This window comes from Granulicatella sp. zg-ZJ (assembly GCF_010892355.1).
GTDB lineage: Bacteria > Bacillota > Bacilli > Lactobacillales > Aerococcaceae > WM01.
Genome location: NZ_WNJY01000005.1, coordinates 1 through 12,021, shown reverse-complemented (window position 1 = coordinate 12,021; position 12,021 = coordinate 1). Strand labels below are relative to the sequence as shown.

Below are 12,021 nucleotides of genomic sequence, written 5' to 3'. Positions count from 1 at the left end.
TACATTGATTAACAAAAATCCAGTTATTATCTACTCTAATTAGTTGATAATAAAGGCTTTTTACATTATGCTATACGTAATACATCATCAATGAGAGATGGAAATAGATTTTTTGATGACTTTAAAATATCTATAAATGATAACACTGGAGGAAACAAATATGACAAAAATTTATTTTGCTAGTCCTTTATTTTCAGAAATGGAACAACAATACAATCGCTATGTGGTAAGTTTAATTCGCCAACAATTCCCAACACTAGATATTTATTTACCACAAGAACAAGCAGACATTAACGATAAAAGTGCGTACGCCGATTCTAAGCTAATTGCTAAAGTTGATACAGAACAATTATTAAGCAGCAATATTATGGTTGCCGTTTTAGACGGTGCAAGCATTGATGTTGGTGTGGCAAGTGAAATCGGTGTTGCTTATCAAGCAGGCATTCCAATTATTGCCTTATACACAGATAGCCGTCAGCAAGGGGCAACAAATCAACAAAAATTAGATGCATTACAAGATATTGCTGAATCGCAATTTTCATACATCAATCTATATACAGTAGGCCTTGTGAAATTAAATGGAAAAGTCGTTGATACAACAGAAAAATTATTGAATACTTTAAAGGACTATATTTAACTTTTGAGTCTATATATGATAAAATAGGCAAGAATTTATAATGAAATGAGGTAAAAAATTTGCTTACAGTATCAAACGTTAGTTTACTATTTTCAGATCGCAAATTATTTGATAACGTAAATATCACTTTTACACCTGGTAACTGTTATGGGGTTATTGGTGCGAATGGTGCAGGAAAATCAACATTCTTAAAAATTTTATCAGGAGAAATTCAAGCAACAACAGGTGATGTCTTTTTAGACCCACATGAGCGACTATCAGTTTTAAGCCAAAATCACTACGGCTTTGAAGAATATGATGTTTTAGAAACTGTCATTATGGGAAATAAACGTCTATACGATATTATGAAAGAAAAAGATGCCTTATATGCAAAGGAAGATTTTTCAGAAGAAGACGGTGTTCGTGCTGGTGAATTAGAAGGCGAATTTGCTGAATTAAATGGATGGGAAGCTGAAAGTGATGCGTCTATTCTCCTACAAGGATTAGGTATTACAGAAGATTTACACAATAAAAAAATGGCTGAGTTAATTGAACCTCAGAAAGTAAAAGTCTTATTAGCACAAGCATTATTTGGTCAACCTGATGTCTTATTACTAGACGAGCCAACCAATGGTTTGGATAAAGCATCTATTGATTGGTTGTCCGACTTTTTATTAGACTTTCCCAATACTGTTATTGTCGTTTCTCATGACCGTCACTTTTTAAATGTCGTATGCACACATATGGCTGACGTTGATTTCGGCAAAATCCAACTATATGTCGGAAACTATGATTTCTGGTTAAAATCAAGTCAATTAGCCGCAAAATTAGCTGCTGATGCGAATGCGAAAAAAGAAGAAAAAATTAAAGAATTACAAGACTTTATTGCACGCTTTAGTGCAAATGCCTCTAAATCCAAGCAAGCAACTTCTCGTAAAAAAATGTTGGAAAAAATTACGCTGGACGATATTCAACCGTCTTCTCGTAAGTATCCTTTTGTTGGCTTTACGATTGATCGTGAAATTGGAAATGACTTATTGATTGTTGAAAACTTATCAAAAACGATTGATGGCGAAAAAGTATTGGATAATATTTCATTCACCTTATCAAAAGACGATAAAGTTGCCTTTTTAAGTAGAAAAGATATTACGACAACAACATTATTTAAAATTTTAACGGGTGAAATGGAAGCAGATAGTGGTACATTCAAATGGGGTGTCACAACAAGCCGCGCTTACTTACCAAAAGATACAACGGAAGAATTTAGCTCAAACTTATCTATTTTAGAGTGGCTACGTCAATACGCTCCACAAGAAGAAAGCGATAATACATTCCTACGTAGTTTCTTAGGTCGCATGCTCTTCTCTGGTGAGGACGTAATGAAGGAAGTAAACGTCTTATCCGGGGGAGAAAAAGTACGTTGTATGTTATCAAAAATGATGCTATCAAAATCAAATGTCTTGATTTTAGATGACCCAACAAATCACTTAGACTTAGAATCTATTACTGCTTTAAATGATGGTATGATTGCCTTTAAAGGTTCTCTTCTATTTACATCACATGACTACGAATTTATCAATACAATTGCAAATCGTATTATTGAAGTTTCTCCAAATGGTGTTGTCGATAGATTATCTACCACTTATGAAGAATATTTAAGTGATGATGCTGTACAAGCACGTGTCAATGCACTATACGAATAAAACAAAAGGACCTCGAAGTAAATGCTTCGAGGTCCTTTATATTATACTCTTTAAATCAATATGTGATAATCAATCAACAACTACTTTCCAATCACTATTTTGATAAGCATCAAAACACATTTCAATTTCTTCAACTGTCGTCTTTGACTCAGCCAGTTCTGGTAATTCTGTTAACTTAAAATAGCGACTAGCCAATGTTTCACTGTTACTTATAAACTCCCCTCCTAATACCTCACACGTAAAAAAGAGTTTATAAACACTAAAAATATTCTTCTTTTGATGATGTTTTGCCATGTCTAAAACGGCAACCAACTTATCTATCTTCACATCCAATCCTGCCTCTTCTTTTACTTCTTTTATGGCATTCTCAGTAGGCGTTAATAAAATATCGCACCACCCGCCCGGTAAAGACCACAGACCTGTTTTCTCTTGAACTAATAAAATAGTATCCTCTTGAAAAACAGCTGAACGCACATCTACTTTAGGTGTTTGATAACCTTTTTCTGTTAAAAATAAATCACTTACTCTTTCTAAAGAATAAGACGTTTTATTTGATAAAATTTCTAGAGAAATATCTTTAATACGCTCATATCTTTCTAAATCAAAAATATCTTTTCCATAAAATAAGCCTGCTTGTGCTAAACTTTGTAATTCAAGTGCTAATGAAAATAATTTTTCTGTCATAAATAAGCCACCTTTCTTACACTAAGCATAGCACATTTTAAAAATAAGCACCACTTGAGTATTCAAGACACTCAAGTGGTGTTTCACATATTTTTTATACTTTAAAACTATTTATTTGTTTTCCAAACTGGATAATATTGACCTGGTGCTACTTCATTCATTTTCTCAACAACATCATCAGATTGGAATAATTCTACAATTTTTTTATAAACAGGATTATCTGCATTTTTTTCTTTTGCTGCAATAATATTGTAACGGTCTGCTGGAATTGTATCTAAATAATCTGCATCTGTGAAAATATTGTCTTTAATAGATAGACCTGCATCTGTTGCAAAAGAACCACCAATTGTTGCGGCATGTACATCATCTAATGTACGAACTGCTTGGGCAGATTCAACTTCTAAAAACTCAATATTTTTTGGATTACTTTCAATATCTGTTAAAGAAGATTTTGTACTACCACCATCTTTTAATTTAATAACACCTGCTGTTTGTAAAGCAACTAACGCACGACCTTGAATAGCTACTTCTTTTGGAATAGCAACTTTAGCACCCTCAGGTAAATCACTTAATGATTTTACTTTATTAGAGAAGAAATATAGTGGTGTAATAATGGTTAAACCTATTTCTTTTAAATCATCTTTATGCTCTGTATTCCATTGTTTTAAATATGCACGATGTTGATATGCATTCAAATCAATAGACCCTTCTGATAGTGCCACATTTGGTTGAACATAATCATTCATTTCAATAACTTCTAAATCAATATTTTCTTTTTTAGCTTTTTCAGCGACAAAATTCCAAATATCGTGAGATGGACTACCGACAACTGCAATTTTTACTTTTGTCGGTTCTTTTGTTGTTTCTTGATTACTTTGTGTTTGTGGAGCTTGTCCACAAGCTCCTAATAAACATGCTGCTAAAGCAACTGTGAAACTTTTTTTAATTTGTTTTATCATAATATATTCTCCTTTTTCTATTCTAATGATTTATAAAAGGCATTTTACTTTACTAACCCGCAAGATACTTTTATACTAAGTAAAAACAATCTTTGGAGGAAAGAAATGAATTTAGTGCCTACTGTTATTGAACAATCATCACGTGGCGAGCGTGCTTACGATATTTATTCAAGACTTTTGAAAGACCGTATTATTATGTTGAGTGGTCCTATTGATGATGATGTAGCAAACTCTGTTATTGCACAATTACTATTTTTAGAAGCACAAGACCCTGAAAAAGATATTTATTTATATATCAACTCACCAGGAGGAAGCGTATCAGCCGGTTTAGCCATTTATGATACCATGAACTTTATTAAAGCAGATGTACAAACCATTGTCATTGGTTTAGCAGCTTCTATGGGAAGTTTTTTATCTTCATCTGGTGCAAAAGGTAAACGTTATGCATTACCAAATGCAGAAATTATGATTCACCAGCCATTAGGTGGTGCTCAAGGTCAAGCAACAGAAATCGAAATTGCTGCAAAACATATTTTATTTACACGTGAACGTTTAAATAAAATTTTAGCAAAAAATACAGGTCAAAAAATAACAAAAATCGCAAAAGACACTGATCGTGATAATTGGTTAACCGCACAAGAAGCTAAAGAGTACGGTTTAATCGACGACATCATGGTTAGCTCAAAAGATATGAAATAAACACAAGAGGTCAGCTTTGGCCTCTTTTTTATAACAAGTCTTTTTCCCATGTTTCAATCTCTTCTAATGTATCAGACTATCATCACCTCTTACATACACTTATTTCATGTAAGATAAACAAAAAGCCTCTAGTATTAAAAATACTAGAGGCGGATTATCGCGTTACCACTCTACGTTCATGTATGCTTTACAACACACACCTTTACCAGTACAATCATACTGTTGTGTTATATCGTACACATGACGGATATACCTATTAGATATATCTTACTCCAAGACCATTTTCGAAGCACTATCATTGCTTTTTTTCACCAACCAAAAGCTCTCTTTAATATGCATCACGCTTTTACTTATCTTTTCAACGTTTATCTATGAAATTAACATCACTATAACGTATACAATGAGAAATGTCAATATGTTTTATCATTTTTTTCTCATTTATTTCGCATCATACCATGTGTCCCCTATTTCACAATCCACTTTCAACGGAACAGATAATGACACAGCGTTCTCCATGACCTCTTTCACAAGTTTTTGCATGATTTCAATTTCCTCTTCAGGCACTTCAAAAATCAACTCATCATGTACTTGTAACAGCATTCTTGACTGAACATGTCGTTTCTCCATTTCACGTGCCATTCGTATCATCGCTATTTTAATAATATCGGCAGCACTTCCTTGAATAGGCGTATTCATTGCTGTACGTTCAGCAAATGAACGAATATTAAAATTACTAGACGATAAATCCGGTAAATAACGACGTCTATGATTTAATGTTTCTACATACCCTTGTTTTTTTGCCAAAGCAACAATATCATGCATATATTTTTGTATATTTGGATATTTTTCAAAATAACGATCTATAAATTCTTTAGCTGCTTTTCTTGTAATATTTAAATTTTGAGATAATCCATAATCGCTTATCCCATAAACAATACCAAAATTAACTGCTTTTGCTTGACGTCTCATGGCATCGTCAACCTCTTCTCTTGCAACCCCAAACACTCTCATCGCCGTACTTGTATGAATATCCTCATCAGATACAAAAGCCTCTTTCATATGTTCATCATCAGCAATATGTGCGAGCACACGCAATTCAATTTGTGAATAATCTGCCGATAATAATTTCCAGTTTGGATGGCTAGGTACAAAAGCTTTACGAATACGTCGTCCCTCTTCCATACGGACGGGAATATTTTGTAAATTAGGGTCGGTTGAACTTAAGCGTCCTGTTTGTGTTAAGGTTTGAACAAAACGTGTATGAACTTTTTGATCCACATCCGAAATATATTTCAATAAGCCTTCCACATACGTTGATTTTAATTTTGTAATTTGACGATAATCCAAAATTTTCTCAACAATTGGTACGTACAATAATTTTTCTAATACATCAACGGCTGTTGAATAGCCAGTTTTTGTTTTTTTGCTAGCTGGTAGACCAAGTTTTTCAAAAAGGATTTCACCAAGTTTTTTAGGTGAGTTAATATTAAATACTTCTCCCACCAAGTCATAAATTTCTTGTTCTAAAGTAACGATACGTTCTTCTAATATATCTTTCATATCCAACAAAGTCGTATCATTCACTTTAATCCCTAAACATTCCATCTGAGCCAGTACATGTGCTAAAGGCATTTCCATATCATAATATAACGCATCCAATGATTGTTCTTTTAATAATGTATCAAAAATTGGATACAATGCTTGTAGTGCATCTACTTTTTGAGCCAAATGCTGTTGCCAAATTATTGGTTCTGGAATAGCTAATTTAACACCTTTTCCATAAACAACTTCATCACTTTTAACACTTGTATGGTAATATTCCGATGCAACTTGAGAAATATCCGAATTTGTTAAATTTGTATTTAATAAATAAGCTGCTAATAAAATATCAAAAGCCATACAATCAATGTTTAATCCGTATCTTCTTAACAGTACTTCTGTTTTTTTACGATCAAATACGATTTTTGGATGTGAACTCATTAACCAGTTTTGTAGTAAAGAGGACGCTAATAATGTTTCCCATTGCGACACATAAATACGACCTTGATTTGACCAAGCAATTCCTACTGGTGTACCGGTATGATAATTTTCCTCCAGTAGCTCAATATAAAAAACACCGTCTTGTGAAACCATATCCGATGTAACTTCTTCTACAAATTCATAAGCACTATCAACAATATCAATTTTTTCTTCTTGCACATCTAATTGACTTAAAAATTGTTTAAATTCCATTTCTTTATAAAACTTTTCTAAAGCAGGAATATTTTTTCCACGATATAAAGTGTCGCCTAACGTAACATCAATCGGTGCATCAGTTAAAATACGTGCTAAATTTTTACTTAAAAAAGCATTTTCTTTATCTGCAATTAAGTTTTCTTTTAACTTACTGGTCTTCATGTCCTGTACATGATCATATACACCTTCAACACTACCATATTCTTGAATGAGTTTTAATGCTGTTTTTTCACCAACTTTTGTAACGCCTGGATAATTATCCGAAGAATCACCCATTAAGCCCTTTACATCAATCAACTGTTTCGGTGTAATTCCCATATCATTCATCACAACTTGAGGCGTATAGGCATATACTTCCGAACCTTTTTTAGTAATATCCACACGAATATGCTCACTTGTTAGTTGAATTAAATCTCTATCTCCAGAAACGACAACAACTTCAAAATTTTCCTGTTCACCCATTGACGCAAGTGTTCCAATAATATCGTCTGCTTCATAGTTCAATAACTCATAATGTTTAATACCTAAGGCATCGAGCATCACACGAAAATATGGCCATTGTTCAGCCATTTCTTCAGGCATTTTATCACGCCCACCTTTATATTCTGTGAACATCTCTGTTCTAAATGTTGTTTTACCTGCATCAAATGCAACCAATATATGTGTGGCTTCTTCTCTTTTCATCATACTATCGAGCATCGTATGAAAAGCATATAGAGCATTTGTATGTAGTCCTGTTTTTGTTTTAAATTTATCTAAATAAGATAGTCCATAAAATGCACGAAAAGCTAAACTACTTCCATCAATTAACAGTAATTTATTCTTTGACATTGTTGTCTCCCTTCTATAAAGAAACAGTACCGTATACATATAACGGTACCGTATATTTTAAATGTTTAATTTTTATTTAATTGTAATTGACCTAATAAATTCGTATAATCATTCGCAATTTTGTTAATATCGCCTGCTCCCATAAAAACAATAACTGCATCTTTATAATCTAATAACAAAGATAAATTGTTTTTATGCAAAATTTGGACATCTTTTGTAATTTTATCTGCTAAATCTTGAACAGTAACATCGCCAACTGTTTCTCGTGCAGAGGCAAAAATATCACATAAATAAACTTTATCTGCTGTTGATAAAACATGAGCGAATTGTTCTAAAAGTGCAACGGTACGTGTAAACGTATGTGGCTGAAATACTGCAATCACTTCTTTATCTGGATATTTTTGATGCACAGCATCTAGTGTCGCGGCAATTTCAGATGGATGATGTGCATAGTCGTCAATAATAGTCATACTACCCACAATTTTTTCTGAAAAACGACGTTTTACACCAGAAAATGTTAATAAAGCTTTTGCCACATCTTCTGCTTTAAAACCTTCTAAATAACATAATGAAATCACACCTAATGCATTTAAAACATTGTGCAATCCATACGTTGGAATGTGGAACGTTCCATAAAATTGCTCTTTGACATACACATCAAACTTTGACCCGTCTTGTGCACGTTCAATATTTCTCGCTATAAAATCATTAGTTTCTTTAAATCCATAGTACATGACATTACCTAATGATTTTAAACGTGGTAAATAAGCATCATCGCCACATGCAACGACTATTTTTTTTACTTGCTTGGCAAATGCTTCAAATGCAGAAAATACATCATCAATATTTTTATAATAATCAGGATGATCGAAATCCACATTTGTCATAATGGCATAATCTGGATGATATGCCAAAAAATGACGACGATATTCACATGCTTCTAACACAAAATATTCTGCATCATTTGCTCCAAAACCTGTACCATCTCCAATTAAATAACTTGTTGGTTTCAATGTTTTTAAAACATGAGATAATAATCCTGTTGTAGTTGTTTTTCCATGAGAACCAGTTATCGCAACACTCGTATATTGGTTAATCAAATCTCCCAAAAATGTATGATAACGAATAACTTCCGCTCCATTTTCTCGTGCTTGCACCAATTCTTCATGATCATCCGTATACGCATTTCCAGCAATAACTATATGTTGATTGTCTAAGGTTGCCTGTAAAAAATCATATAACGGAATACGTTGGTCTTCCAATCCTTTTTGTGTGAAGAAATATTCTGTTTTATCACTACCTTGAACTTTTTTCCCTTTTCCATTTAAAACGAGTGCAAGAGCACTCATTCCAGATCCTTTTATCCCCGTGAAATGATAAATTTTCTCTTCAGTCATATATATTCTCTCTTTCTACACGGTTCGATAAATACGCTATATCACGATTTTCTTGTTCTAAAATACCATTTATAGAACGATTTAAACCACGTTTTTGTACTTTTTTTGCTTTTTTATTCACGTCTGGATGACTCTGTGTTTCTTCTAATAATTGTGATAACTTCGACAAATCATGATATAACTGTCGACTATTTTCTGCAAAGAGCAACAAATCTTCCTCTGAAACAGATAAACGCTCATAAAGACTTCTATAATCAACTGGCGTTTTTTTCTCCATACCTTTTAACAAAGACGGCACTTCACTTCTCACAAATGGACGTGATTGACGTTTTTCTAATTGCTTTAATTCGTCGTCACGCTTCTTTTCATATCGTTGTTTTGCTTGTTCATCTCGCTCATGTTGAAATGGTTTTGATAGAACGATTTCAGATTTCATTTGACGCTTTTCTAATCTAGGATACCCATTATGGATTAAATAATTTGGAAAATCAATCATTTTCTCCTCCTACACCAAAGGAAAAGGCTGTCCAACTATTCCCTCGTCTAACACTAAAATACCTCTTTTATCAGGTGCATTTGGTAACTGTAATTCCCTAGCAGAACATAACATACCTTGACTGGCAATACCACGTAGTTCTCCGTCCCAAATAATCATGCCACTTGGCATCACTGCTCCAACTTTTGCGACAACTACACGTTGTCCTACTTCTACATTAGGTGCTCCACATACAATTTGTAATGGTTTATCTTGCCCAACAGACACAGTTGTTACATGTAGATGATCTGAATCAGGATGATCAACACATGTATCCACATGCCCTATCACAAATTTAGGTGTATTATCTACGGTAATAGTTTCCCATTGATATTTAGATAATAGCTCATTCAACATCACAACTTGATCATCTCTTAGTAAGACTTGTCCATGCCCTTCAAGTGTCATTTTCTCAGATATATTGAAAATATTATAAGCTACTGTTTCATTTGTTTCTTTGATAAACACACGTGTCACATCGTCTACACGTTCAAAGTCTACTGGTTCATCTGTTTCCTTACGAACTAATAAAAGCGTATCTCCAACATGTTCTTTATTATAAAATGCTAAAAACATCATATTCTCCTTACCCATTCATTCGTTTAATTGTCTCAAGTGTACTGCTATCAAATGTTCTCATAATATGTACGATCATTTCTTTAGCAGCCTCATAATCTTCAATAGCGAAAATTGTTTGATGTGTATGAATATATCTTGCACAAACACCAATCACAGCACTTGGTATCCCTGTATTCATTTGATGAGCTGCACCAGCATCTGTTCCACCTTTAGAAACAAAGTATTGATATGGAATACCATGTGTTTCAGCCGTATCCAATAAATACTCTTTCATTCCTTTTAACAAAATAAAACCGGGATCTAAAATACGTAATAACGTTCCTTTTCCAAGATGCCCAAATGTACCATTTGTTGTTTGTAAATCATCTGCTGGTGAACAATCTACCGCAAAAAAAACATCCGGTTGGCATAAAACAGTAGACCCTTTTGCACCTCTTAAGCCAACTTCTTCTTGCACATTTGCTCCAGCAATAATGGTACTTTTTAATGTATCATCTTTTACTGTTTGAAGAGCATCTAATAATACAGCACATCCATAACGATTATCCCATGCTTTTGATACAATCCGTTTTTTATTCGCCAATAATTCTGTTTCAACTTTTGGCACAATCGTATCTCCCGGTCTGACACCATAAGCAATTGCTTCATCTTTAGACTCAAATCCGGCATCAAATAAAATATTGTCAATAGAGATATCTCCAGATTGGTTTGTACCTCTTAATAAATGCGGAGGAACTGATGAAGAAACACAGGTATAATCACCTTGTTTTGTTTGCAGTGTAAAGCGCTGTGCAGAAACAACATAAGGATTCCAACCTCCCAAAGATGTCACTTTAAACAAACCTCTATCTGTAATATGTGTCACCATAAAGCCTACTTCATCCATGTGCGCAGCAAACATCACTCTAGGAGCCTGTTTATCTTGATGTTCTCTCACACCAAAAACACCACCTAGGCCATCTTGTTCGATTTTATCTACTAATGGTGCAAGTTGTGTTTTCATATATTCTCTAACATTGTGTTCAAATCCACTTGTTGCTTGTAATTCGGTTAATTGTTTAATGCGTTTAAACGTTTCTTCATTTATCATAAACTATTATCACTTTCTTTTTTTGTATCTATAATCATACCATATTTTATGTATGAAAAAAAGTATCCTAGACGATATCCTATTGAATATGAAAAAACCATAGAATAATCTCTATGGTCAGACTGTTGACAATAGCGATAAAAAATCCAACGTATTTTTCCAGTTTTGAAAAATACGTTGGATTTTACATTTAAAAATGATAAATAAAGAACTATATTGTAAAAAATGGCTATCTCTCGTGAGTAGGATTGCCATTTTTTTCATGTTTTGGGCAGCACAAGATAACCAAGTGTACTGCTGCATCTTGGCTACTCCTCTATATTGTGCAAACCGATACCCATGATTTTGTTTAGAGTCTGCAAAGCTACGCTCAATCGTTTCTTTCCGTCGTTTATATAGTGCTTTCCCAAACGTAGATAATCGACGTTCACGACATCTATCGTATACATCAGCATCTATCGCTCGACGTAGTATCCGTTTATTACTGTTATCGCTTATACGATACTGCTTATATCCTTGTCTATCAATGTTTCTGTAGGTGTAAATTTCTCCCGTACGTGTATCCGTAAAACAATCTCTAGATGAATCATAGCGAAAAAACTTATGGTCAGGATTGCGATGAAAACGTCTATACCCAATCACAGAAAATATCTTTTTCTCTTCTAAAAATTTTAAAATGTCTTTTTTATAATA

Annotated in this window: 11 protein-coding genes and 1 other annotated feature; of the genes, 3 read left to right on the top strand and 8 right to left on the bottom strand. The window is 33.5% G+C overall.

The features are described 5' to 3' along the window. Window positions 1-160 precede the first annotated feature (160 nt). Both GMA11_RS02455 and GMA11_RS02450 read left to right on the top strand, forming a co-directional pair. On the top strand, window positions 161-637 hold the full coding sequence (locus GMA11_RS02455) for a nucleoside 2-deoxyribosyltransferase (protein WP_163545631.1): 477 nt from the start codon (window positions 161-163) through the stop codon (window positions 635-637). A 59-nt stretch (window positions 638-696) separates the two neighbouring features. Next, window positions 697-2,319 carry an ABC-F family ATP-binding cassette domain-containing protein gene (locus GMA11_RS02450; protein ID WP_163545630.1) on the top strand — a complete coding sequence of 541 codons (1,623 nt, stop codon included), beginning with the start codon at window positions 697-699 and terminating at the stop codon, window positions 2,317-2,319. 69 nt (window positions 2,320-2,388) lie between these two features. On the opposite strand, the gene GMA11_RS02445 is transcribed toward GMA11_RS02450, so the two are convergent. Both GMA11_RS02445 and GMA11_RS02440 read right to left on the bottom strand, forming a co-directional pair. Beyond that, window positions 2,389-3,003 (bottom strand): NUDIX hydrolase, encoded by a 615-nt coding sequence (locus GMA11_RS02445; RefSeq protein ID WP_163545629.1) that lies wholly within the window; start codon window positions 3,001-3,003, stop codon window positions 2,389-2,391. 107 nt (window positions 3,004-3,110) lie between these two features. Continuing rightward, entirely contained in the window at window positions 3,111-3,962 is an 852-nt protein-coding gene (locus tag GMA11_RS02440) for a MetQ/NlpA family ABC transporter substrate-binding protein (protein ID WP_163545628.1), read from the bottom strand. Window positions 3,963-4,067: 105 nt separating this feature from the next. Here GMA11_RS02440 and clpP point away from each other — a divergent pair, with 105 nt between their 5' ends. Continuing rightward, window positions 4,068-4,661, top strand: coding sequence for an ATP-dependent Clp endopeptidase proteolytic subunit ClpP (gene clpP, locus GMA11_RS02435; protein WP_163545627.1), 594 nt, complete (start codon window positions 4,068-4,070; stop codon window positions 4,659-4,661). 142 nt (window positions 4,662-4,803) lie between these two features. After that, window positions 4,804-5,032: a binding site (T-box leader), on the bottom strand. 67 nt (window positions 5,033-5,099) lie between these two features. Here the strand turns inward: clpP and polA are convergent. The 6 genes from polA to GMA11_RS02405 form a co-directional block, all read right to left on the bottom strand. Beyond that, window positions 5,100-7,727, bottom strand: coding sequence for a DNA polymerase I (polA, locus tag GMA11_RS02430; protein ID WP_163545626.1), 2,628 nt, complete (start codon window positions 7,725-7,727; stop codon window positions 5,100-5,102). A gap of 65 nt (window positions 7,728-7,792) precedes the next feature. Then, window positions 7,793-9,124, bottom strand: coding sequence for a UDP-N-acetylmuramate--L-alanine ligase (gene murC, locus GMA11_RS02425; RefSeq protein ID WP_163545625.1), 1,332 nt, complete (start codon window positions 9,122-9,124; stop codon window positions 7,793-7,795). Continuing rightward, window positions 9,117-9,620 (bottom strand): hypothetical protein, encoded by a 504-nt coding sequence (locus GMA11_RS02420; RefSeq protein ID WP_163545624.1) that lies wholly within the window; start codon window positions 9,618-9,620, stop codon window positions 9,117-9,119. Before GMA11_RS02420 ends, murC begins: the two co-directional genes overlap by 8 nt. 9 nt (window positions 9,621-9,629) lie before the next feature. Then, window positions 9,630-10,235: a YtpR family tRNA-binding protein gene (gene ytpR / locus GMA11_RS02415; RefSeq protein ID WP_370516566.1), complete on the bottom strand. Its 606-nt coding sequence runs from the start codon at window positions 10,233-10,235 to the stop codon at window positions 9,630-9,632. Window positions 10,236-10,245: 10 nt separating this feature from the next. Then, entirely contained in the window at window positions 10,246-11,325 is a 1,080-nt protein-coding gene (gene pepA, locus GMA11_RS02410; RefSeq protein WP_370516569.1) for a glutamyl aminopeptidase, read from the bottom strand. A 120-nt stretch (window positions 11,326-11,445) separates the two neighbouring features. Next, window positions 11,446-12,021, bottom strand: a 576-nt coding sequence (locus GMA11_RS02405; RefSeq protein WP_205422862.1) for a transposase, incomplete at its 5' end; no start/stop codon positions are given.